The sequence below is a fragment of the Ensifer sp. NM-2 genome (genome assembly GCF_003024455.1).
In the GTDB taxonomy this organism is placed as follows: Bacteria; Pseudomonadota; Alphaproteobacteria; order Rhizobiales; family Rhizobiaceae; genus Ensifer; species Ensifer canadensis.
Genome location: NZ_PVZR01000029.1, coordinates 1 through 23,579, shown reverse-complemented (window position 1 = coordinate 23,579; position 23,579 = coordinate 1). Strand labels below are relative to the sequence as shown.

Here is a 23,579-nt window from a genome sequence, read left to right as displayed (position 1 = left end):
TCATACCGCCTCTCCCGCCACGGCGAGATCTGACGCGCCCAGGCGGCGATCGAAATAGGCAATGGCGCGTTGAAGCCCTTCGCGTAGCGCGACCTTGGGCTCCCAGCCGAGCTCCGCCATGGCCTGGGAAATATCCGGCCGGCGCTGACGCGGATCGTCGACGGCTGCCGCACGGTGCACGATGCGCGAGCGTGAGCCGGTCATCGTGCGGATCATCTCGGCAAGTTCGAGAACCGTGAACTCGCCTGGGTTTCCAAGGTTGATCGGGCCGATGCAGCCGTCATCCGAGATCGATAACCGTATGAAGCCCTCGATGAGATCGTCGACATAGCAGAACGACCGCGTCTGATGGCCATCGCCATAGATTGTGAGGTCCTTGCCGAGCAGCGCCTGCACCACGAAATTCGAGATGACGCGTCCATCGTCGGGGCGCATCCGCGGCCCATAGGTGTTGAAGATCCGCGCGACCTTCGTCTTTACTCCGTAGGTGCGGTGATAGTCGAAGAACAATGTCTCGGCCGATCGCTTGCCCTCATCATAGCAGGCGCGCGGCCCGATCGGGTTGACGTTGCCGAAGTAGCTTTCGCGCTGCGGGCTGTGCAGCGGATCGCCGTAGACCTCCGATGTGGAGGATTGCACGACCGTGGCCCCGGTGGCGCGGGCGTTTTCCAGCGCATTCATGGCGCCGAGCACGTTGGTCATCAACGTTCCCACCGGGTCGGCCTGATAGTCCGGCGGAGATGCCGGTGAAGCAAAGTTGAAGATGACGTCCACGTCAAAAAGGAAAGGTTTGCGGACGTCGTGCTCGACGATCTGGAAGCGGCTTGTCTCGCTGAGATGAGAGAGGTTTTCTCGCCGACCGGTCGAGAAGTTGTCGAGGCAGACAACGCTGTGCCCCAGACAAAGAAGTCTTTCGCAAAGATGAGACCCGAGAAATCCGCCGCCTCCGGTCACCAGTATTCGCTTGGGTATGCCTGCTACCTTCTTCAGAAAATCCTGCCCGCCGACAACCGGCAGCTGACCACGACCGACCTGACGCATTACACACCTCCAATTATTATACACACCATTGCACCTGGTGATTGGAGACGAGACGTGACTGAAAGCTACAATAAGGAAATATTCTTTATCAAGAATTCAAAACACGACCCGACAATATAAAAATAATATCCAGAAGGACCACGAATCCTTCTTCAGTAATTTATTATGTTAGATGATTAGCAAATAATTAATACATAGTCAACACGGAACTAAAATAACAATATATGATGCCATACACAATAAAGTTACAATCACAAAACATGTACCTAATTTGAACAAAAAATCAGCAGACATCACAAATTATAAACAGATAGCGAGAAGATATAATTACATCCATCGAAATATCTTCGTATAACTACATAACTGAAGAATAATTACTCAACCATCCGGCATCAACGACATATCGGATCTACGCCATACGGCCACGCTTCCTCGCACCTCTGTCTGCGACACGCGATACTCGCCGCCACGACAAAGCATGCGATGCCCGCCTGGGCCACCGCAACAAACATCACAGACGACGTGAGAGTACTTGGGTTAAACCGCGCCCAACGCAAACCGTCCCTCAAAGTCGCCAATTGGCGATGAGCAACGGAAGCATCATCCCCGACGTCTCACGGCGTCAGTTCTTCCAGCGCGAAGAAAACGGTCCCGCCGCGTGCTCGGAATCCGCATCGGTGGTAAAATAGCGCGATGCTGCTTCCGTCCGGTTTCGCACATTCATCTTCTTGTAGATGTTGCGGACGTGAACCTTCACGGTGTTTTCCGACAACCCAAGGCGATCGGCGATAATCTTGTTCTGGGTTCCCATGCAGATCAAATCGAGAATCTGCACTTCGCGGGTTGTTAACCCACCCAGACTTGCCTCCCGCCGCCGCTTTCCGGCATTCGCATAGACAGCAGCATCGGACGCTTCCGCCTGCCGACCATAGAGCTTGGCCGAGTTAAAGGGGTCTACCGACAGCCGCCGCAACAGTGCAGCCGGGAAATGCTCGCCCCCCTTCATCAGCAGATCGATCGCCGCAAGGCAGACATCAAGGTGCAGGTTGAGAGGAAGGACACCATGGATCAACCGCTCTTCAACAAAACCGGCGATCGACGGATCGAGTTCTTCGGCATTGTCCACCACCAGTCCGATCGAGGCCTTGGGATGGAACTCGTGAATGGTCCGCAGGATTGTCGGAAATGTCTTGGCAGACATGCGGTATAGCATGATCAAAGAAACATCGACGAGATTGCCGTCGAGCAAATTGTCGGGGTCGGAAAGACTAACGACGTCATGTCCAGAAAACCGGGAGCCGACCGCCTGCATCAAGCACTCGGCAAACAGGTCGATCTTGGCAAGCATGACAATCTTTTTCTTTTGCGACAAAGCCTTGTTGTTATCTTCAAAATCGCCCACGTTATGGCCTTCAGGATGCATTACGCCCTCCTCGGGTTTTCCCATTTATTCTTATGGGTGCGCCAGCCTGACTCGGAGTTACGCCCATCTCAGCAAATTGATTCGTGACCAGTGGATAGCGCGAACCCTCTCCACAGACGGAAAATTCGCACTAGCTAATGTATCGTAAAGGTAGGAGGGGTGAAACAACCCAAAAGGATTAGATGCCCTCCAGAAAGCCCCTTAAATCGTTCTAATTAGAACCATCTTTGGGCTAATTCTTAACCAAAAGTATAACAAGATCGTATCCGAAGCGTCTGAATGGGCTTTCAGCCTAGGCTACTCAGCCATCCATATCATCCATTTCCATCCGCAGCGTCGGCCGCACACCGTCCGTGCGCCGGCTCTCGCCACCAGAAATAGCTTCTCTCCAGAGAGAACCTTAGGCATATACCTAATAATACTTCCTAGGAGCTATCTCTCGGGGTGAGCATTGCACTCCCCGTGATGGCTGACAAGACCTCTCTGCGCTCTAAAGCGCAACTTGCCCGCGAGCACCAGAGGTTGCGCCAGGTCGATTTTTGCAAAGATTAACAAACCCTTGCGATCCCTAAAACCCCAAAACATCCCGAAAAAACGCCGATAATTCGCCCAAAAATGGCATGCTAGCTCCAATTGATGTCTATCGTCCCGTCGTATTCAGAGCCACACTCCTCTCATCGCACTTGAGTTTCGTGTGATCCGAGCCCGGTACCTGTGTGTGCGTTCTGGCTCGCGGCCCGTGTGAATGTGTAAGCGTAGTGAAGCGTAAATCAGTATTAAACCAAAGACATAATCACACGTAATGATTGAGTGCAGGAACTAACCTGCCGCAATTCGATACTTAAAACAACATTGAAATATATTGAGACCCCACAGATGAATATCCCGCGGGAGCATCATCTGAAATTCAAAAAAGAGCCAGCTCCGGATAAAAACCTCATAAAGATGTAGGGGTTTCGGTGCTGGCTCCTTCTCAGGAGGAGAACCACATGTCCGCACTTCTCGACGATAGCATCAAGGCCGATGATGATCTGAAAGTCGGCGCTCTCGCCGATGGACTGGCAACCAGTGCTGCCAATGATCTGAACGTTGACGACGGGTCAACGAGCAACGTTGGCATCGCCAACGGCAATGACCGCAATAACTACAGCGACAGTTCGCAGGACAACGACACCCACATCAAGACGGATGTCGACACCGACATCAAGACCGAGGCCAATGAAAACGGCGACAACCGCAACAACTACTCCGACAGCTCGACCGACTACAATTACGACTACGATTACAAGGACAACAGCAGGGTCGAAACAGATATCGACCAGAAGGCCAACGGTGACAACCGCGACAATTCCTATGAATGGGATTATGACAGCAAGGTTACCACCAAGACAGACATCGATACCGACATCAAGACGGAAGCCAACGACAACGGCGACAATCGCAACAACTACTCGTCATCCGACAACGACATCATCACCAAATCGGACGACGACTTTGCAACGCTGAAGGACGTCAAGGACTTCGACAATCTCGGCATCGCCGGTGGGGACCTCACCTTCAATCTCGGCGACGACTTCTCGTTTAATCTGAACGTCGACCACATCCTCAACAACTCGCTCGAAGGCGCCGGCAACGATACCGGTTTCAGCGTGGTACAGGCCAACAACCTTGCCGATCAGGACCAGGCCTACGACGTCAGGATGAACAACTCGGACGCCAACAACGACCTGCGCGCCGACGGCGGGCACTCGGATGGCGGCGATGGTCTGAACTTCGACACCAAGTCGGATTGGGACCTCAAGGCCGGTGACGGCATCAACGGCAGCACGACCTCCGACTCGTCGGCGATCCTGGCAAATTCCGGCTTCCATCAGGAAATCGTCCAGGGCGCGAACCTTGTCAGCAACACCGTCGACTCCAGCGTCATCGGTGGCAATTCGCAAACTACGGATGTCGGTCACGACACCGACAGCTGATCGATCCGTTTCACAAGAGAAGACTGCACCGGCCCCCCGCGCGGCCGGTGCAGTCGCGCAGATTTGATTTCGGATCGGTTCGTTTCTTTTTTACCGGGGCATTCCTGTCTAGGCCCACCGAAGTCTCCCTTTGATGCGGAAAAAAGGGAAGGATCGGGACAATGCATACGGAAAGAGTGAATGAAATCATTGCACATTTCATCGGCCTGTTCGAAGCCGATACCGATGAAGCACGGCTGAGGCAGAAGCAGCTCGAAGGCGGTGATCTGAAGGAAGTTGCGCAGCAGCTCGAAGACGGCGAAGCAAAGCCGTCCGACTTTACATCCTCATACCAGCTGGTCGACTATGATCCTGAAGTGCTTTATCGAGCGCCCTCCCATGACATTGCCGATGTGGACCTGTTCGGCCGGATCCGCGGCTTCGGCGATCATTTTGCCGATGCTGTCGCCCAATACGGCAATACCGTACCGGTGAAGCTGTTCGCCAACCTCGGCCAACCCGACGGGGCACCTGTCGAAGACAAGTTGATTGTCCACGACGGCCCCGGCTCGGTCATCGCCCATGTGGTCCAGGCCAATATGGTGCGCGACGACGACGCCCTGAACATGACGGATTCCGAGGTCGCCCCGCGCGACACGACCTACGTCAGCTACAAACTTGCCGAATTCAGCGCCGAGGCAGCCGAAGCCACTCCATTCGCGCACTACACCCGCGTCGACACCTTTGAAGGTCTCTCGAAAATCGCCGACGATCTGTCGGACTACGCCGCGGCAAACCGACTGCCGGAACCGCCAGCCTCAAGCAGCGAGCCCGCCCTCAACGCAGGCGCCGATGCTGGCACAACCATTGTACTCACCGAGCAACCCGCCACTACGGATCCGCTCGACGACGAAATCGACCTTCCCACGACCGTCTCTCCGGACGAATTGCCAAGGGATGACAACGGCAATTTCGCCTTGGCCGCCGACAGCATCGAGGGCGTCTACGTCAACGGCTGCCGCGTCGACGAAGCCCCGGTTCTTGCGGACTTCATGCCTGATCGTGGACTGGCGCAACCGGTTGCCGATCCGGAAGGCACCGACGGCCCGCTGCAGGAGGAAGACGACAAGAGCGGCAATTCCGTTTACGTCGAAGCCGGCGCCAACATCGTCGCCAATATCGTCAGCATCGTCGAGACCGGCGTCATCGCCCCCGTAACGGCGGTGATGGGCGGATACCATCAGATCGACATCATCTCGCAATCCTACGCCTATGCCGACAGTGACAGGCTGGATAGGGTTCTGAGTGAAAACTCGGCCGAATCTACGTCACGCACGGTTGCGATGAACATCGCCAATTTCGGCCGTGATGCCTATCATTCATCGTCTTCCGAGCAGGACGGCGATACGGCTCAATCGTCGATCTTCCCGAACGCCTGGCGCGTCAGCATGGTGGAGGGCGACGTTTCCTTCGTCCATTGGGTCGAGCAGTACAACTTCGTAAACGACAACGACACGGTGACCGTGACCACCACCGGCGTCCAGACAACGGCCCTGACCGGTGGCAACGTGGCGGTCAACCTCGCTTCCTTCCTCGGTTTGGGCGACCAGTACGACCTGGTGATCGTCGGCGGCAAGGTCCTGGACCTCAACATGATCACCCAGGTCGCCGTCTTCTACGACAACGACCACATCAGTGGCATTGCCGCCGGCAACGGCATGACCGTAAACGAGAGCGGCAACCTGATCTGGAACCAGGCGTCGATCCAGAACATCGGCGCGAATGACCGCTTCGAAGCGATCCCGGACTATATCCAGAAGGCCGTCGACAACATCAACGACCGCATTGACGAACTGCCCTCAGGCTTTTCGCATGACCTCAATTTCCAGGGCTATGAAGGCCTGAACATTCTTTACATCACCGGCAACCTGTATGACGTCAATGTCATCAAGCAGATCAGCATTCTCGGCGACGCCGATTCCGTCAGTTACGTCGCCAGCAAGATCCTCAGCGACAATCCGGATGCTGACATTACCATCCACACTGGTGCAAACGCCGTCGTCAACAGCGCTCAGATCATCGACTACGACAGTTTCGGCCACACGACCTATGTCGGCGGCCAGGTCTATTCCGATGCGATCCTGATCCAGGCCGGCCTTGTCGACCACGACACCGATACCCATGACGTGACGCCCAAGGGCGACCGGCTCGCCAACGAAGTCATCGCCTTCATCGGCGACGACGACGCACCGTCACATCCGACCGAAACAGTGATCGACGCCGGCAATGACTTGTCCTGGTCCAACGGCCAATGGAACGACGTCATGCACACGGTGCTGACCTAACAAGAACACGAACGGGGGAAGGCATGAACGATCTTTCTAAGTGGCGTGGCAGCGGCAGCAAGGCGCCTGCACGGGAAGAGCCGGCTCCGGAGGTCGTCGACGAACTCGAAGCAGCGTTGACCAACCGATGCATCGCCGCGATCAACGAGGCCGTTGAAGGCCTGCGAAAGGTCGGCCTGGATATCCGCACGACACGGAAAGGGCACGCGCCGGCACCGAAAGCGATGTCGGAACCCGCGAAACTCGCCGATGCCCCCGCCCCCCGCGACCAAGACGATTCCGACGCAGAGTTTCTCGCCCTCGCCCGCTCGATGGCAAACCCCATCCGCCATACCGAGAAGAAGCAGGCCAGTTATCACTTCGGCCCAAGGCGCGACGGCGCCCGGTGGCAAGACCGCGAAAGCGCACCGCTGGAGGAAGTTGAGCGTCAGGCAGCGCCGGTCGTCGCGGCAATCGCCGAGATGCCGATCGCAAAGGCGGCGCCGGCGGAACTGCCGGAAAACAGCTCGACTGCGCAGCAGCAAGCACATCGTCGTGGCAACGACAGCGACCCGGCCGATGAATTGAAGGGCCGACCGGGTCGCGCTCTCCCGCAGACGATCGACAACGATCCAGGCCCGCTGAAAGAGAATGACCGCCGTCCGGCCGTCCGCGACGGCGGCGGCGCCCCGACCGATGGCGGCGGTGGTGGTGGTGGCGACAAGCACACCTTCCACAAGCGCATGGGACCGGTCAATTTTGCCGCCAGCCTGCGCAACGGTATGGCCGTCGTCCGCCGCAACATGATGATCGTCATCGCGTTTACCATCGCGATCAACGTTCTGGTCCTTGCCATTCCGATCTACCTCTTCCAGATCTCCGATCGGGTGCTGACCAGCCGCTCGCAGGATACGCTGGTGATGCTGACGATCGCCGTGCTCGGTGCCATCGTCCTGCAGGTCATCCTCGATTCCATCCGCCGCTTCATCCTGATGCGCACTGCCGTCGAAATGGAGGTCCAGCTCGGCGCGCCTATCTTGAGTGCGGCCGCGAGAGCGTCACTGCACGGCAACGGTCGCGACTATCAGGTGTTGAGCGACCTCCAGCAACTGCGCTCCTTCATCGTCTCCGGCACCCTGATCTCGTTCCTCGACGCGCCGCTGATGCCGTTCTTCGTGGTGGTCGTCTATATGATCCAGCCGCAGCTCGGGTTGATCGTCATCATGTGCTGCGTGGTGCTGTTCGTGATCGCGTATCTCAATCAGAAGGCGACGTCGCAGCCCTTCAGCGAGGCCAACGCCTTCCTCAGCCGCGCCAATTTCCACCTGGATTCGATGTCGCGCAACTCACAGATCATCAACGCACTGGCGATGATCCCGGAAGCAGTAAAGATGTGGGGCCGCGAGACTGCCGGTTCGCTGAAATCGCAAGTCTATGCCCAGGACCGCAGCATCATCTTTACCGGGGCATCAAAGGCGGTGCGCATGTTCACCCAGGTCGCCCTGCTTGGCTGGGGCGCGCATCTGTCGATGGACGGGCACCTCACCGGCGGCATGGTCATTGCTGCCTCGATCATCTCGGGGCGGGCGCTTGCGCCGGTCGAAGGGGCAATCGAGGGTTGGAACCAGCTCAATCATTCACGTGCCGCCTATGGCCGGATCAAGCAGTTGCTGGTCAACTCGCCCTTGAACTTTCCGCGCCTGCGACTGCCGAACCCGGAGGGCCGGCTCGATGTTGAACGCATCCTCTTCGTGCCGCCGCCGCAGAAGCGCGTGATCCTCAACGGCATCTCCTTCTCGCTCAACAAGGGGGAGTCGCTTGCGGTTATCGGTAATTCCGGCTCCGGCAAGACGACGCTCGGCAAGATGCTCGTCGGTTCGATCGTGCCGACCTCAGGCAATGTCCGCCTCGATCTCATGGATTTGAGAAACTGGGACCAGCGGCAGTTCGGCGAAAGCATCGGCTATCTGCCGCAGGACGTGCAGCTGTTTCCCGGCACGATCAAGGCCAACATCTCGCGCATGCGCGACGATGTCGAAGACAGCGCGATCTTCGAAGCGGCCGTACTCGCCGACGTGCACGAGTTGATCGCGTCGTTCCCGCAGGGCTACGAGACGATCGTCGCTGCGGACGGTGCGCCGCTCTCGGGGGGCCAGAAGCAACGCATTGCGCTGGCACGCGCCTTCTTCGGCAACCCAAAATTCGTGGTGCTGGACGAGCCCAATTCCAATCTCGACACCAATGGTGAGGCAGCGCTTGCCCGCGCACTGGTGCATGCCAAGAAGCAGGGCATCACCACCGTGACCATCACCCAGCGTCCCTCCTTGCTGCAATGCGTCGACAAGATCATGCTTCTGAACGAGGGAACCGTTGCCATGTTCGGTGCGCGCAATGACGTGCTTGCAGCCATCGGCGCCAAGCCGAAGGACGAAAAGTCCGCACCCCGTATCGCCGGAGAATGACCATGAGCCGCGAGAAGAAGAATGCCGCCGAAGAACATGCCGTCGAGTGGTACTCGGAGGTGCCGCGATCGATCAAGCTGCACAGCATGGTCGGCCTCGCGTTGATCGTCGCTTCATTCGGCGGCTTCGGCTACTGGGCCTTCGCAGCCCCTCTGGCAGCGGCAATTATCGCCCAGGGCAGTTTCGTCGCCAACGGCAACAACAAGATCATTCAGCACCTCGAAGGCGGCATCATCGAGCAGATGCTGGTGGCCGAAGGCGACAAGGTCAAGACCGGCGATATCCTGGTCAAGCTCGACCAGACGCCGTCGCGCGCCAACGAGCGCGCCCTCAACCTCAAACGCCTGCGTCTCGAGGCGGTGGTCGCACGGCTGCGTGCCGAAGCCATGGGCAGCGATACATTCAAGATCCCCGACATCGTCAAGAACGAGGCCAGCGATCCGGATATCCACGCGATCATCGAGAGCCAGAACGTCAATTTTCACAGCAAGAAGATCAAGCTCGACGACCAGCTGAACCTCATCGACCAGAACATCAGGTCGCTGGAGTTCCGAGCCCAGGGCTACCAGCGCCAGCAGGAATCGTTCAACAAGCAGCTGGATATCCTCAACGAGGAGCGGGACGCCAAGAGCAAGCTTGTCCAAGGTGGACTGACCAAGAAATCCGAACTGATGGCGCTCGACCGCGCCGCGGCCGATGCGATGGGCGAGATCGGCAGGCTCGACGCCGAGGTCAAGGAGAGCCTGTCGCAGATCGACCGCTATCGCCAGGAGGCGGTCATTGCCGTCAACGCCAACAAGCAGGCGGCGCTCGATGGGCTTGAGGCCGCAGAAGCCGATCTCGATGGCGTGCGCGAGCAGTTGCGCGAGGCAAGCGAAGTTCTCGGCCGCGCCACCATCCGTTCGCCCGTCGACGGCACAGTGGTGCGCAGCTATTTCCATACCGCCGGAGGGGTGATCGCGACCGGCAAGCCGATCATGGAAATCCTGCCGGCCAATGTGCCGCTGATCATCGAAGCGCAGGTGCTGCGAACCTCGATCGATCAGTTGCGGGTGGGCGAGGATGCGACCATCCGTCTCTCGGCGCTCAACCGCCGCACGACTCCGGTGCTGAGCGGCAAGGTCTTCTACGTCTCGGCGGACTCGGTTGAAGAAGTGAGCGGCGGCCAGCAGCGCGATGTCTATATCGTCCGCGTCGAGGTTCCCGTCAGCGAGATCCACCGCATCCACGGCTTCCATCCGGTGCCGGGCATGCCGGCGGAAGTGTTGATCACGACGTCGGAGCGCACGTTCTTCGAGTATCTGACAAAGCCGATCACCGACAGCATGTCACGCGCCTTCAAGGAAACCTGAGGCGAAGTACGGGGGGTGGGGATGACGAAGGGGCTAAGCAGAATGGGGCGGCAGCTTTCGCTGTTTCACCAGCAATCTGCCAACGCCTTGAAGGCTCGGTCATTTCCGTCAAAATGGTTTGCGCCGGCAATGGCAGCGCGTCATCGATGGCGCACAGAGGAGACGTTCGATGGCAGCGATACACGAGGTGCTTCTGCTTGTCGGCCGCCTCAACTATGTCTGGACCAATACCGAAAGCCTGCTGATCTATATCATCGCCCACCTGTTGAATGTCGACAAGGAGCGGGCGATCGTGGTCTTTCTGACCTTGAACACGACGCGCGCCCGCATCGATCTGACCGAGCGCCTGGCCAAGCTGCCGGTCACGCCGGTCGACACGCGCGACAGCGTTCTTTCGATCATGGACCGGCTGAAACAGCAGTCGAAGATGCGCAACAAATACAATCACTGCATCTATTCCTTCGACGAGCAGGGCGAGATCTCCAGTACACAGCTGATGCGCCTGGTCGAGGGCGACAAGGACATTCGCTACGGCAAGGTCGAGCAACTGGACGCCCGGGAACTGGAGCGGCTCGAAGCCGCCATCCAGGAGATCACCGAAATCAGCAAGAGCCTCTGGGCCTTCATTCGCTCACGGCCGAACTTCGACGAGCGTTCGATCTAGACGAGATTGCCACAGCCGGCAGGCGACATCCTGCATTCGGATAATATCCTTGGTATATAATGGCTAAATATTGACTATAAGCTAAAGTTGTTTCGAAGAAATTCTGGCTTGAAATACGCTAAACTAAAAATACTTCTCAGTTGCGTAAGAGGGCGTTATGAAAATAGATATTATTGATACTTTAGAATATTTTGAGAAAGTTCGCGAAGATTGGGATCTGATCTACCTAGAAGACCCGGAAGCTCATCTATTTCTTTCCTGGGAGTGGCTGCAGAAATATCTGTCGCACCGACACCGCTGGTTCATTCTTGCCCTCAAGCAGGAAGACGATGGGCGGTATTGCGCCTTCCTGCCATTGAAAGTGTCGACCTACCAGGACGACACGACCAAGCTTTTCTGCGACGAGATCCGGATGGCCGGCAACTATGGCGCCGACTATACCGGCTTCCTGTGCCGGCCCGGCCTGGAGGATGCTGCGGCCGATACCTTTTCTGCCCACATCGGCAAGGAGAACTGGACGACCCTCACGTTCGATTATTTCTCTACGGCCTCTTCGCGGCTCGATCGTCTGCTCGGCGCCTTTCCCGAAGACCAGTTCGTCCAGACCAGCAACGAGCGCAGCAATCCCGACAATATCGACAATACGATCTGCCCCTATGTGAACCTGCCCGAAAGCTGGGAGGACTATCTCGCCACGCATATGAGCGCCCAGACGCGGCAGAAGCTGCGTCGCTTCATGCGGATGGTCGAGGCATCACCCGATTACCGCATTACCCACGCGACAAAAGACACGATCGAAAGAGACCTCGACACGCTGTTCCGGCTGTGGCGCATCAAATGGGCAGAGCGCAAAGGCAGCAAGGTCGATCGGCTAATCACGTTCACACGTGAGATGCTGCTGGACGCCTTTAACCAGGGCGCGCTCGATGTTCCCGTTCTGTGGTATCAGGACCAGCCGCTCGGCGTGCTTGCCAATCTGCTCGACCGGCAGAAGAAGACCGTCCTGTTCTACATCACCGGCCGCGACGAGACGTGGACGACCCCTTCCCCGGGGCTTCTGCTGCACGGCTTTGCCATTCGCAATGCGATCGCCTGGGGATATCGGGTCTACGATTTCCTGCGCGGCAACGAAGCCTACAAATATTCCTTCGGGGTTGAAGAGCGCCGCATTCGCAGCATGCGTGTCAAAACGCGATCAGGCCGCAATCTGCGCAACTGCCTCAACCCGCGCAGCATCGAACATGTCTACGAGCGCGCGGTGGAACTGCACAGCCAGGGGCGACTGGACAAGGCGGAACCCGGCTACCGGCAGGTCATCCACACCGTGCCGACACACACCCGGGCTCGCTACGGCCTCGCCCAGCTTTTCGACGACAAGGGCGAGCACGACGAGGCCGAATATCTTTACAGAAGCCTGCTTGCAACGATGCCGGGCGCTGGCAAGATCCAGCATCGGCTCGGCGACAGCCAGATGGCGCAAGGGCACTACGCTGAAGCGGCCGAGACCTTCGAGGCCCTGCTGGCCCGCCATCCGCTCGTAAGCCTCGTGCGCTACAAGCTCGGCGTCGCCCTCTGCGCGACGGGCCGAGGCGAAGAGGCCCTCAGCATCTTCAGCAGCTTCGAGGATATCCTTTCCGACGATCCGGATCATGTGCGCTGCAAGCTCAAGGCGCAGGAAGCCGTCATACGTCTGAAGGCAGCCCTGCAAACGCCGCAGCAGGACGAGGTTCCCGAACCGGAGCAAACGCCGGTATCGATCCCGCCGCCGCAGAGAGTGTTGGTGTCGCCGAAACGAGCGCTTGATGCATCCGTGCGCCTGCCGACCGCGCCACCCCTGCTTCAGCCGTCCCTGCCATCAGGCATATCGGCGCACCTGCAGTCGCGATCGAACAGGCCGGGCGAAACAGGTTCACGGATCAAGCATTAAATATATCGATTGCGAGGTGGCCGACCGCTCACTCGGCGGTGTCGGACCAGTCGAGCGACGTCAGCTCCTCGCGAAATGCGAAGCGGATGATGTGGCGTTCGATGACGTCCTTACATTCCGCCAGCGCCTCGGCATCCGGTGATTCCGCGACGAAAGATAGCTGATCGCCGCGCGCCGTCATGCGCGCGGTGCTCGCCCCTATCGTCGCCACAGAATCCGTCTCGGTATATTCGACCGTCGTCTTGTGGGCGAAATGCTTGGACAGCTGCTGCAGGTATTGCGACGCGCGCGCGGTGGTAATACCGCTCGTGGCTTTCAACATGTTCTTCTCCACACTGCATGGGGTCGGTGGGCAGGCCAATGAAAGAGAAAAGGCGCCATGATTGCTCCTACCGCCCTTATCGGAACCTCAAGCCTACTTCTTGCTCAGTGCTTCGGTGAGCTGATCGACGATATCCTGCTCGGACTTCAGGCCCGAACTCGTCAGGTAGAGCTTGGCGGAATCGAGATAGACGACCCGCTCGTTCTTCCAGGCCTTGGTCTGGCGCACCAGCTCGTTGTCGAGCAGCGCTGCGGCCGGCTGGCCTTCCTGGCCGATCGCCGCGTCGCGGTCGACGACGAAGATCCAGTCCGGATTGGTCTCGAGGATATATTCGTAGGAAACGGCCTGGCCATGCGTCGCGACCTGCAGCTTCGGATCAGCCGGTTCCACACCGAAGATGTCGTGGATTTCGCCGAACCGCGAACCCTTGCCATAGGCGCTGATCTTGCCGCCGGTCGTCAGCAGCACGAGGCCGGTGCCGGCACCCTTGGCAACACCCTGCAGCTTTTCGATCGAGGCGTCGAGTTTCTCCGAAGCTGCCTTGATCTCCGCTTCCTTGCCGAAGATGAGGCCGAGAATAGCGGCGTTCTTCTTGACGCTGCCGATCAGATCCTTGTCGTCGGAGGTGAGGTCGATGGTCGGCGCGAGCTTGGCAAGCTCGGCATATTTCGACTGCGAACGACCACCGACGATGATCAAATCCGGTTCGGCGGCATTGACCGCCTCGTAGTCGGGCTCGAACAGCGTGCCGATCTTCGGATAGGTGTCGGACTTGTATTTTTCGAGTGACGGCGGGATCGCAGAGCCGGGAACGCCCGCCACGGGAATGCCGAGCATGTCTAGCGTTTCCAGCATTCCGAAGTCATAAACCAGCACGGTCTTCGGATTCTTTTCGACATCCGTCGTACCGCTGCTGTGCTCGATCTTCAACGTTTCAGCGCTTGCGGCAGGCGCCAGAGCCAGGACGGCAGCGACTGCAACACTACGAAGACCATTAGAAAACAGAGATATATTCATGACTTTTTCCCTCATCTTTTCGATCGTCCTAGCGCGATTTTCCAAAGAGGGCAACAAGGCCGTTTGCCGTCCTTGCAAATGCCGTGCGCCAAACCGCGGCCCATGAACGTGTGCGAGCGCCACCAAAAATGTCCTGGACCGATCCACAGGCCAGCCTGCGCTGGCATCGGCGACGTCGAGCGAACTGCCGCAGCGGATGCGACGAAACTTGACTAGCCATGTCATATATATGAATGAAGCTCAGCTCCAATCCGGCGCTGGGCGGGGCAAGCTTTTAGCGGTGCCGGGAAAGACGCAAACAAAACCTGTCCCAAGCTGCTTGGAGGCGACGGAAGAATGAACGGCAACAAGTCGACAAAGAAGAGCCAATCACCAAAACGCCGGCGCGCCTAAAGACCGATCGATGAAACCACTTCTGATTGCCGTTCCCGTCATCTTTGTGCTTGCCGTCATCAGCGTCATGACCGGCGTCGGCAGCCTCGCTTCAGGACTTGAGAGCGATGGTCGGGGCTGGCTGTTAATCGTCGAAAGCCGGGTGCCGCGCACACTCGCACTGATGCTCGCCGGAACCGGTCTCGCCGTCGCCGGCACCATCATGCAGATGCTCGCCCGCAACCGCTTCGTCGAACCATCGACCGCAGGCACCGCCGAATCCGCCGCCCTTGGCATGCTGCTGACGATGATCTTTGCGCCCACTCTGCCGGTCGCCGCCAAGATGGGCGTCGCGGCGCTCACCGCGCTCGCCGGTACGGCGTTGTTTCTAAAAATCCTGCGCCAGATCCCGTTGCGCTCGGCGCTGATGGTGCCACTGGTCGGCATCATGCTCGGCGGCGTCATCAGCGCCGTCACCACCTTCGTTGCCTATCGCTACGACATGATGCAGTCGATGGGGGCGTGGATGTCAGGCGATTTCTCCGGCGTACTGCGCGGTCGTTACGAGTTGCTGTGGATCGCACTTGTTCTGACGTTGATCGCCTATGTCACCGCTGCCCGTTTTACCGTCATCGGCATGGGCGAGGAGATCGCCCGCAATGTCGGCCTCGACTTCAACAAGGTGGTGACGCTCGGCCTTGGCATCGTTTCGATGGTGACGGCCACGGTCGTTGCCACCGTCGGCATGGTGCCGTTCCTCGGACTGATTGTGCCGAACATCATCAGCCTCTTGGTCGGCGACAATCTCAGGCGCACCCTGCCGTTGATCGCCGCAACCGGGGCCGGGCTGGTGCTCGCCTGCGACATCGTCGGCCGCATCGTGATTGCGCCCTACGAGATCCCGGTCGGAACGGTCATGGGCGTCGTCGGCAGCGTCGTCTTCCTCTATCTGCTGCTTTCGAGGCGCGCCCATGCAGGCTGACATTAAAAGGGTTTCACCCTCCGGCATGCTGCTCGTCACAGCTATGCTCGCGCTCCTGTCGATGCTGGCCTTCATGACACTCGGTGCCAGGGGAAGCTGGGCCTTCATCCTCTCCTTCCGCGGCACCAAACTTGCGGGCATGGTTCTCGTCGCCTATGCGATCGCCGTCTCGACCATCCTGTTCCAGACGATCTCCGGCAACCGCATCCTGACGCCATCGATCATCGGCTTCGATGCGATGTATCCGCTGCTGCAGACGGTCATGGTGTTCTTCCTCGGAGCCGCCGGCGCCACCGCCGTCGACCCGCGGTTTCAGTTCATCATCGAAGCCGCGGCGATGGTCGGTTTTTCCGTACTCCTGTTCCGGGCGCTGTTTTCCGGAGGCACCCGCAGCCTGCATCTCCTGATGCTGGTCGGCATCATCCTCGGCGGGCTGTTTCGCAGCCTTTCGTCCTTCCTGCAGCGGATCCTCGATCCCAACGAATTCGTGGTGCTACAGGACCGGCTGTTTGCCAGCTTCAACACGGTCAACGCCGACCTTCTCGGCATTTCCGCCGTCGCCGTCGCAGCAGTTACCTTCGTTCTCTGGCGGCTGTTCCCAACCTTCGACGTGCTGTCACTCGGCCGCGAAAGCGCCATCGGGCTCGGTGTCGACCATCACCGCACCCTTACCATCCTGCTCGTGCTCATCGCCGTTCTCGTTTCCGTCTCCACCGCGCTTGTCGGCCCGGTGACGTTCTTCGGTCTTCTGGTCGCCAGCCTCGCCTGGCAGATCACCCCGACGGCCAGCCATCGCTTCGTGCTGCCGATTGCCGTGTGCCTGGCCATCGTCACGCTCGTCGGCGGCCAGGTGATCCTGGAGCGGCTGTTCGCTTTCAACACCGCGCTCAGCATCGTCATCGAATTTGTCGGTGGTCTTGTCTTCATCTTCCTGCTTGTTCGAGGCTCCGCCCGATGATCGAAATCCGCGACGTGACCAAATCCTATGGCAGCAATGCGGTCGTCGACCGGGTCTCGATGACCTTGCCGGCCGGCGGCCTCACTTCGATCATCGGCCCGAACGGCGCCGGCAAATCGACGCTGCTGTCGATCGTCAGCCGGCTGATACCAATGGATGAGGGACAGGTTCTGGTCGACGGGCTCGATGTCAGCAGGACCGCCGGCGACGTGCTCGCCCGGCGCCTGTCGATCATGCGCCAGGACAACCACATCACCGCGCGCCTCAGTGTGCGCGATCTCGTCGCCTTCGGCCGCTATCCCTATTCGAAGGGTCGCCTGACGGCGGTTGACGTCGAGCATATCGAGCGCTCGATCGCCTATGTTGGCCTGCACTTCCTGGAACACCGGTTCCTCGACGAGCTATCGGGCGGCCAGCGCCAGCGCGCCTTCATCGCCATGGTGCTCTGCCAGGATACCGATTACATGCTGTTCGACGAGCCGCTCAACAATCTCGACATGAAACATGCCGTCGAGACGATGAAGCTGCTGCGGCGCCTGGCCGACGATTTCGCCAAGACCGTTGTCGTCGTGCTGCACGACATCAACTTCGCCTCCGCCTATTCGGATCGCATCGTCGCCATGCGCGACGGCAAGCTCGCCTTCGAGGGCGCACCGAAGGAGATGATCGAGCCGTCGCGCCTGCAGGCGATCTTCGACGTCGACTGCCGCGTTCACGCCGTCGGCGAAACGCGGCTCGTCAACTATTTCGAATAGGCCGGTCGGCTCAATGGGAAGAGCCAGATGCGAGCGGGCGGCCTTTGCGCGCGGCATCAGCGATCTTGTCCTCATCTGTTACCGATGACAGCCGCTTCAGCCGGCGCCCCAGGCGAACGCTGACATCATCCATCACCGTGAACATCACCGGCACGAAGACGAGGCTCAGCATCGTCGATGTGATCAAGCCGCCGATCACGGCGATCGCCATCGGCGCGCGGAAGGCTGCATCCGCACCAACGCCGATCGCCGCCGGCACCATGCCGGCGACCATGGCGATCGTCGTCATGATGATCGGCCGTGCACGGGTCGTGCCCGCCGTCAGCAAGGCCGTTCGCCGGTCCGCCCCTTCCTTGCGGCAGACGATCGCATGGTCGACCAGCAGGATCGAGTTCTTGCAGACGATGCCCATCAGCATCAGGATACCGATGGTCGAGGACAGATCGAGCGCCGCCCCAAACAGGATGAGTGCCAGCGCAGCGCCGCCGATCGACAACGGCAGGGCAATCAGGATGGTGATCGGCTGCAGGAAGTCCTTGAATAGGAGCACGAGCACCGCGGTGACCATCAGGATGCCGGCAAGCAGAGCAAGCGCGAAATTGCGAAACATTTCCGACATGTATTCGGCTTCGCCGTAACTGGCCTGCGAAACCCCCGCCGGCATCTTGGTCATGGCCGGCAGGGCTGAAACTGCCTCGAATGCCGTGCCAAGCGTGATGCCGTTCAGATTGGCCTCCACCGCCATCAGGCGTTTGCGGTTGAGGCGTTCGACGCTGCCCTCCTCCGCGCCAAAGGAAATGTCAGCCACCGATGTCAGCGGCACCAGCTTGCCGGAGTTGGTGCCGACGCGCAAATTTCGCAACGTGTCGAAATCCGCCCGCGCGGTTTCGTCGAGCATCACCCGGATTGGCACCTGCCGGTTGCCGAGATTGAACCGTGCCGAATTGCTTTCGCTATCGCCCATCGTGGCAATGCGCGCGACCGTGCCGATCGACGTTACCGAGACGCCAAGCCGGGCAGCCTCGTCGAGGCGAGGCTTCACCAACAGCTCAGGCGACAGCAAGGGCTCGGTCGACTGGACGTTGACAAGGCCCGGCATCGCCCGCATCTCGTTTTCGAGCTGGCGCACGGCCTGGGTCAATGCCTCCGCGTCATCACTGGTCAGATAGATCGACAGATCCTTGGCGCCCTGGTCGGACGCAAAGGTCGCCTGGATATCCGGCGTCTCCGCAAGCAGCGGCCGCAAAGAAAGCTCGAACGCCTTGCGGCCGAGCGCACGCTCCTTGCGCGGACGAAGCTTGATCAGCAGGTCGACCCGGTTGAGGCTGTCGGCAGTCGCAAGCGCGCTGTCGACCTCCGGCCGCGCTTTGATCTTGCGCGTCAGCTCATCCGAAACACGCGCCGTTTCCTCGAGCCGCGTGCCCGGCGGCAGAGTGACCTTCAAGGTCGAGAGGTTGCTGTCGCTCCCCGGTATGAAGCCGGTCGGCAACATGGTCAGGAGCGCGATCGAACCGACGAAGATCAGGGCAACGATGGAAAGCGCCGTCTTGCGATGATCGAGCGTCCAGCCGAGCATCCGGACATAGGTATCGGCGATGCGCGAGCGCTTGACCTCATGGCCATGCCCCGCCTTCGGACGAAGCAGATAGGCCGCCATCAGCGGCGTCAGCAGGCGGGCGGCCGCCAGCGAGAACAGGACAGCGATGGCGACCGTCAGGCCGAACTGCTTGAAATATTGTCCGACGGCGCCGCCGATGAAGCTGACGGGCGCAAACACCGCCACGATCGTCAGCGTCGTCGCCACGATCGCCAGCCCGATCGCATCAGCGGCATCGATCGCGGCAAGGAACGGCCGTTTGCCCATGTCCACATGCCGCTCGATATTCTCGATCTCGACGATGGCGTCATCGACCAGAATGCCGATGACGAGCGTCAGCGCCAGCAGACTGATGCTGTTCAAGGTGAAGCCGAGCAGATCCATGACCATGAAGGTCGGCAGGATCGATAGCGGCATGGCCAGCGCCGAGATCAGTGTTGCCCGCCAATTGCGCAGGAACGCGAACACGACCACGACGGTCAGCGCCGCCCCTTCGAGCAGCGCCGTCACCGCCGCGTCGTAGCTGTCCTTGGTGTACTCGACCAGCGAGATCAACTCCTTGATCTCGACGCCGGGTGTACGCGCCTGGATTTCCACAAGCCGCGTGGCAACGCGATCGGCAACCACCGTGTCGCTCGCGCCCTTGCTGCGCGACACCGAGAAGCTGACGACCGGCTCGCCGTCGAGCCGGGCAAAATTGCGTGGTTCGGACGAGGTGTCCTCGATTTTCGCCACATCCGAAAGCTGGACCCAACGGCCGCCCGAAATCGGTATCGACAGGCGCGAAAGCTCCTCGACGGAGGTGGCGCTGCCAATCGTTCGGATCGACTGCTCGCGCCCGCCGATCTCGCCACGCCCGCTCGGGACATTGGTATTGAGCTCGCGCATCGCGGTGTTGACCTGGTCGGCCGTCACGCCAAGCGCCAGCAGGCGCTCCGGATCCAAGGAAACGCGAACTTCGCGGCTGACGCCACCGAGACGCTGAACCTTCTGGACGCCCGGAAGCGTCAGAAGCTCGCTGTTCAAGGTATCGTCCACGAACCACGACAGCTCGACCGCGGACATGTTGGGTGCGCGCACGGTGTAGTAGATGATGGCGCTGCCATCAACGTCGAGGCGCGAGACCACCGGTTCCTGGATCGACTGCGGCAGATCGGAGCGGATCTGGGCGACCGCTTCGCGCACGTCGTTGGCGGCACGGTCAGGGTCCGTGCCGATCTTGAACTCGACCGTCGTTGTCGAGACACCGTTGGTAACCGTCGAGCGAATGTGGTTGACGCCGACCAAGCCGGCGGCCACCCCCTCGACGCGCCGCGTGACCTGCGTCTCCATTTCCGCCGGCTGGGCGCTCGGCTGGGTGATTGTCACGGTGACGACGGGAAACGACACGCTCGGATTGGCGTTGACGGGCAGACGCAGGAACGAGGCGATGCCGACAAGGGTCAGAACAACGAACAGGACGAGCGTCGGTACGGGCTTTCGGATCGCCCAGGCGGATATATTGCTGGTCATTTCTGCGCGCCTGCCTGAGCGGGTTCAATGTCTTTGGTGGCAACGGCCTCACCCTCACGAAGAGAGACGCCGGCCTTGGCAACAACGCGTTCGCCGGTATTTAGCCCCGACACGATCTCCACCTTGCCGTTCTGGCGCATCCCGGCCTGGACGGTCTTGCGCTTGACCTTGCCGTCCTCGACAATGAACACTGAGGGCATTCCGTCCGGCGTGCCGTAAAGCAGCGCGGAATCGTCGACCATGATGGCCGGACGTTCCGCAACAACGATTTCCGCGCGGCCGAACGTTCCGGCATAGGGCGGCTTGTCGGTCATGAGCGCAATCTTGGCCGTGCCAAGTCGTGTCTCGCTATCGATCTTCGGATTGATCACCCGGACATGACCCTCGATCGTGTCCGTGCGTCCGGAAAGCTTGACCTTCACCTGCTGACCGACAGCAAGCAGGGGTAGCTCGCTTTCCGGTATTTCAGCGGCAAGCTCGATCTCGCCGTCACGGATCAGCCGCATCAGCGGTTCCGTTCCGGCCAATGCACCGGCGCGGGCAAGGCGCTCGGAAACGATGCCGGTGGAAGGGGCGACGATCACGGCGCGTTCGAGCTTGCGCCGCGCCTCCGCCTGGAGCGCCTGAGCCTGTGCGTCCTCGGCGCGGGCGACTTTGACCGCCTCGTGCGCGATGGCCACTGCCGAAACACGCTCTTCAAGGAAAGTCTCGGCTTTCAGGTGCCGCAGTTGGCGTGCACGGTCGAGCTTCTTTTCTTCCTGTCGAACGGTCTCTTCCTGTTGAGCAACCGCCGCACTGGTGCGGGCGACGCGCCCTTCGGCTTCCCGCAGGAGGTTTTCCAGCATCTCGGTTTCCAGTCGGGCAAGAACCTGGCCGGCGACCACTCGATCGCCGACCTCGACCTCGACCTTGGCGATCCGCTGCTCGGTCAACGTCGTGCCGACGGCGATTTCTTCGCGTGCGACGAAGATGCCGGCAAAGGACCGCATCCATTTCTGTGGCTGCCTGTCGGCCACAAGCGTCGAGACGGTGCGGGTTGCGGCTGCGACATCGGCGCCCACCGATGCGGCAGCCTCGTTGGCAAGCAGCTCGCCTGCAGTGGCAGCAAGCAGGAACGTGGCAATTGCTGCGCTCAGAACTGGGGAACGTCTCATTCTGGTTGGCTTTCGCTGACGGGAATGGATGTCGACCAATCCTCTTGAGGATCGCATCGCGTCGACAGGTCCCTGATTATCGCGTTCAGAAGGAATTATTTCTTCGATTAGTCAATCTACTAATTCCATCAGCTGAACACGTCAATAGTAAGGCGATCGCATGCAAGCATTGCGGGAACATGGCGCTCTTGGCACCAGACCGCTTCTATTGACTCTGCAAGACCCGCATCGCATATGAGATCGATCAGTCTATTAAAGAATGATGGCCACTGGGAGCAGGCACGATGCGCAAGATCGACCCGGAAAAACATGCCGCAAGGCGGCAAGTCATCCTCGACGCCGCAATCGTCTGTTTTGCCCGTAAGGGATTCCACGGCACTTCGACTGCGGAAATCTGCGCCGAGGCAGGCATGAGCCCGGGCAATCTCTTCCATTACTTTCCGACCAAACACGCCATCATCGCCGCGATCGTGGAGGTCGAACGTCAAGAAACGGCGGAGTTTTTCCGTGAACTCCATGAAGCGTCGGATCTTTTTGCCGCCCTTCTGGGTTTTATGGACGTTGTCCTGCGGCTGGCGGCCGATCCGGTCTTTTCCAGCCTGGCGCTGGAGATCGCCGCCGAGGCCACGCGCGACGAACGCATCGGCGAACTGGTGGCGGCGAATGACGCTGACCTGCGCACCGCCCTTGCCACTGTGATCAAAGCGGCGCATGAACGCGGACAGATCGATGCCGCCATCGATCCCGAGGGCGGCGCACGCTGGATTGCAGCGATCATCGGCGGCATCTTCGGGCGCATCGCCGTCGATCCGGGTTTTAAGCCGCTGGAAGAGGCGCCGATGCTGCACCTGCTGCTGACGCGTTTTCTCTGTCCAACAGGCTGAGCGGTGCAAGATTTTACAGTGAGTTGATTTGTGCGGCCGCCGGTGCGTGGCCGCCGACGCCTTCAAGGCCGGGTCGCATCCTGGCTCATCAGAGCGACATCCCAGGGGGCTTCCGATTTAGACGGAACCGCACAAACGCTCTATCTCTTTGTTTTTACGCATTTCCTCACGGAAACCGCTTCGCACTTTTCCTAGAAATGCTCTATGCCGGATCCTCGCCATGTTACGGCGCCTGATGCGACCGTCAAAACCGTCAGAACCGACGCCCTCTTCCAAGACGATGCTGGTTCGAGCCTTTGCCGTTGACGCACGTGTATGCGGTTTACGCGTCTCGCATTCATTTGCCCTTGAAGGTCCGTGTTTTCCTGGACTTTGTTTTGGGCGAGTTTGGCGGTTAGCCGGTTTTGTTTCTTTGCCCCAGAACGCCAAAAAGCCCGCCGGATTTACCTGGCGGGCTTTTTTTTTGATTTGGTTGCGGGGGCAGGATTTGAACCTGCGGCCTTCAGGTTATGAGCCTGACGAGCTACCGGGCTGCTCCACCCCGCGCCATCTCGGTAAACCGCTATGCGGTTTATCCGGTGCGTAAACCGCTGTGCGGTTTATCGCGATAAGGTAAATCCCTTTGGGATTTACGGTCTGTGCCGAGCAAATCCGACGGATTTGTCTCGCGTAAGGGACGTTCTGATTTTACCTAAGCAAAAAGGCCGCTTGTAGGCGGCCCTTGCGTTTCGGCTTGGCCGAGGTGTGTGTCGAGAAGATTTTCGGTTTGTTTTCGCCGCTGCCTTGTCCTTCTCGGCTATGCCTCGAAGGGGAGCGGCGGTTTTTTTATCTTGCGTTTTGCAGACCTGGCAGCGACCTACTCTCCCGCGTCTTAAGAC

General features: G+C 59.4%; 16 protein-coding genes and 1 tRNA gene. 10 read left to right on the top strand and 7 right to left on the bottom strand.

Features of this window, described 5'->3' with window-relative positions; genetic code table 11:
• Together C6558_RS34135 and C6558_RS34130 are read right to left on the bottom strand one after the other, a co-directional pair.
• Positions 1-1,041, bottom strand: coding sequence for a UDP-glucuronic acid decarboxylase family protein (locus tag C6558_RS34135; RefSeq protein ID WP_025424961.1), 1,041 nt, complete (start codon positions 1,039-1,041; stop codon positions 1-3).
• A gap of 622 nt (positions 1,042-1,663) precedes the next feature.
• On the bottom strand, positions 1,664-2,464 hold the full coding sequence (locus C6558_RS34130) for a response regulator transcription factor (RefSeq protein WP_025424962.1): 801 nt from the start codon (positions 2,462-2,464) through the stop codon (positions 1,664-1,666).
• A 989-nt stretch (positions 2,465-3,453) separates the two neighbouring features.
• Between C6558_RS34130 and C6558_RS34125 the strand changes: the two genes are divergently transcribed.
• The 6 genes from C6558_RS34125 (at position 3,454) to C6558_RS34100 (ending at position 13,148) form a co-directional block, all read left to right on the top strand.
• Entirely contained in the window at positions 3,454-4,440 is a 987-nt protein-coding gene (locus C6558_RS34125) for a hypothetical protein (protein WP_025424963.1), read from the top strand.
• Positions 4,441-4,601: 161 nt separating this feature from the next.
• Positions 4,602-6,764 (top strand): hypothetical protein, encoded by a 2,163-nt coding sequence (locus C6558_RS34120; protein ID WP_025424964.1) that lies wholly within the window; start codon positions 4,602-4,604, stop codon positions 6,762-6,764.
• A 23-nt stretch (positions 6,765-6,787) separates the two neighbouring features.
• Entirely contained in the window at positions 6,788-9,205 is a 2,418-nt protein-coding gene (locus tag C6558_RS34115; protein WP_025424965.1) for a type I secretion system permease/ATPase, read from the top strand.
• 2 nt (positions 9,206-9,207) lie between these two features.
• Positions 9,208-10,557 (top strand): HlyD family type I secretion periplasmic adaptor subunit, encoded by a 1,350-nt coding sequence (locus tag C6558_RS34110; RefSeq protein WP_025424966.1) that lies wholly within the window; start codon positions 9,208-9,210, stop codon positions 10,555-10,557.
• Positions 10,558-10,726: 169 nt separating this feature from the next.
• Positions 10,727-11,221 carry a hypothetical protein gene (locus C6558_RS34105; RefSeq protein ID WP_025424967.1) on the top strand — a complete coding sequence of 165 codons (495 nt, stop codon included), beginning with the start codon at positions 10,727-10,729 and terminating at the stop codon, positions 11,219-11,221.
• A gap of 157 nt (positions 11,222-11,378) precedes the next feature.
• Positions 11,379-13,148, top strand: a complete 1,770-nt coding sequence (locus C6558_RS34100; protein WP_025424968.1) for a GNAT family N-acetyltransferase — start codon at positions 11,379-11,381, stop codon at positions 13,146-13,148.
• Between the two features lie 28 nt (positions 13,149-13,176).
• On the opposite strand, the gene C6558_RS34095 is transcribed toward C6558_RS34100, so the two are convergent.
• Positions 13,177-13,467 carry a DUF2218 domain-containing protein gene (locus tag C6558_RS34095; RefSeq protein WP_025424969.1) on the bottom strand — a complete coding sequence of 97 codons (291 nt, stop codon included), beginning with the start codon at positions 13,465-13,467 and terminating at the stop codon, positions 13,177-13,179.
• Between the two features lie 96 nt (positions 13,468-13,563).
• The gene (locus C6558_RS34090; protein ID WP_038575727.1) at positions 13,564-14,502 is read right to left on the bottom strand and encodes a siderophore ABC transporter substrate-binding protein; all 939 of its coding nucleotides are present in this window, start codon (positions 14,500-14,502) and stop codon (positions 13,564-13,566) included.
• 388 nt (positions 14,503-14,890) lie between these two features.
• On the opposite strand from C6558_RS34090, the gene C6558_RS34085 reads away from it, so the two are divergent.
• The 3 genes from C6558_RS34085 to C6558_RS34075 are packed head-to-tail and all read left to right on the top strand — an operon-like array spanning position 14,891 to position 17,554.
• Positions 14,891-15,841, top strand: coding sequence for an ABC transporter permease (locus C6558_RS34085; protein WP_025424971.1), 951 nt, complete (start codon positions 14,891-14,893; stop codon positions 15,839-15,841).
• Entirely contained in the window at positions 15,831-16,799 is a 969-nt protein-coding gene (locus C6558_RS34080) for an iron chelate uptake ABC transporter family permease subunit (RefSeq protein ID WP_107028389.1), read from the top strand. The genes C6558_RS34085 and C6558_RS34080 overlap by 11 nt, the downstream gene beginning before the upstream one ends.
• Positions 16,796-17,554: an ABC transporter ATP-binding protein gene (locus C6558_RS34075; protein WP_025424973.1), complete on the top strand. Its 759-nt coding sequence runs from the start codon at positions 16,796-16,798 to the stop codon at positions 17,552-17,554. Before C6558_RS34080 ends, C6558_RS34075 begins: the two co-directional genes overlap by 4 nt.
• Positions 17,555-17,564: 10 nt before the next feature.
• Here C6558_RS34075 and C6558_RS34070 read toward each other — a convergent pair whose 3' ends face one another.
• Positions 17,565-20,663 (bottom strand): efflux RND transporter permease subunit, encoded by a 3,099-nt coding sequence (locus tag C6558_RS34070; protein WP_025424974.1) that lies wholly within the window; start codon positions 20,661-20,663, stop codon positions 17,565-17,567.
• Positions 20,660-21,817, bottom strand: coding sequence for an efflux RND transporter periplasmic adaptor subunit (locus C6558_RS34065; RefSeq protein ID WP_025424975.1), 1,158 nt, complete (start codon positions 21,815-21,817; stop codon positions 20,660-20,662). Before C6558_RS34065 ends, C6558_RS34070 begins: the two co-directional genes overlap by 4 nt.
• A gap of 284 nt (positions 21,818-22,101) precedes the next feature.
• Between C6558_RS34065 and C6558_RS34060 the strand changes: the two genes are divergently transcribed.
• Positions 22,102-22,701 (top strand): TetR/AcrR family transcriptional regulator, encoded by a 600-nt coding sequence (locus tag C6558_RS34060; protein ID WP_107028388.1) that lies wholly within the window; start codon positions 22,102-22,104, stop codon positions 22,699-22,701.
• Positions 22,702-23,170: 469 nt separating this feature from the next.
• Here C6558_RS34060 and C6558_RS34055 read toward each other — a convergent pair.
• Positions 23,171-23,247, bottom strand: a tRNA-Met gene (locus tag C6558_RS34055).
• Positions 23,248-23,579 lie beyond the last annotated feature (332 nt).

Bases quoted from the DNA above. Each gene is read 5' to 3' on its own strand.
- C6558_RS34135 (WP_025424961.1), bottom strand. From the start codon at position 1,041: ATGCGTCAGGTCGGTCGTGGTCAGCTGCCGGTTGTCGGCGGGCAGGAT.
- C6558_RS34130 (WP_025424962.1), bottom strand. From the start codon at position 2,464: ATGCATCCTGAAGGCCATAACGTGGGCGATTTTGAAGATAACAACAAG.
- C6558_RS34125 (WP_025424963.1), top strand. From the start codon at position 3,454: ATGTCCGCACTTCTCGACGATAGCATCAAGGCCGATGATGATCTGAAA.
- C6558_RS34120 (WP_025424964.1), top strand. From the start codon at position 4,602: ATGCATACGGAAAGAGTGAATGAAATCATTGCACATTTCATCGGCCTG.
- C6558_RS34115 (WP_025424965.1), top strand. From the start codon at position 6,788: ATGAACGATCTTTCTAAGTGGCGTGGCAGCGGCAGCAAGGCGCCTGCA.
- C6558_RS34110 (WP_025424966.1), top strand. From the start codon at position 9,208: ATGAGCCGCGAGAAGAAGAATGCCGCCGAAGAACATGCCGTCGAGTGG.
- C6558_RS34105 (WP_025424967.1), top strand. From the start codon at position 10,727: ATGGCAGCGATACACGAGGTGCTTCTGCTTGTCGGCCGCCTCAACTAT.
- C6558_RS34100 (WP_025424968.1), top strand. From the start codon at position 11,379: ATGAAAATAGATATTATTGATACTTTAGAATATTTTGAGAAAGTTCGC.
- C6558_RS34090 (WP_038575727.1), bottom strand. From the start codon at position 14,502: ATGAGGGAAAAAGTCATGAATATATCTCTGTTTTCTAATGGTCTTCGT.
- C6558_RS34085 (WP_025424971.1), top strand. From the start codon at position 14,891: ATGAAACCACTTCTGATTGCCGTTCCCGTCATCTTTGTGCTTGCCGTC.
- C6558_RS34080 (WP_107028389.1), top strand. From the start codon at position 15,831: ATGCAGGCTGACATTAAAAGGGTTTCACCCTCCGGCATGCTGCTCGTC.
- C6558_RS34075 (WP_025424973.1), top strand. From the start codon at position 16,796: ATGATCGAAATCCGCGACGTGACCAAATCCTATGGCAGCAATGCGGTC.
- C6558_RS34070 (WP_025424974.1), bottom strand. From the start codon at position 20,663: ATGACCAGCAATATATCCGCCTGGGCGATCCGAAAGCCCGTACCGACG.
- C6558_RS34065 (WP_025424975.1), bottom strand. From the start codon at position 21,817: ATGAGACGTTCCCCAGTTCTGAGCGCAGCAATTGCCACGTTCCTGCTT.
- C6558_RS34060 (WP_107028388.1), top strand. From the start codon at position 22,102: ATGCGCAAGATCGACCCGGAAAAACATGCCGCAAGGCGGCAAGTCATC.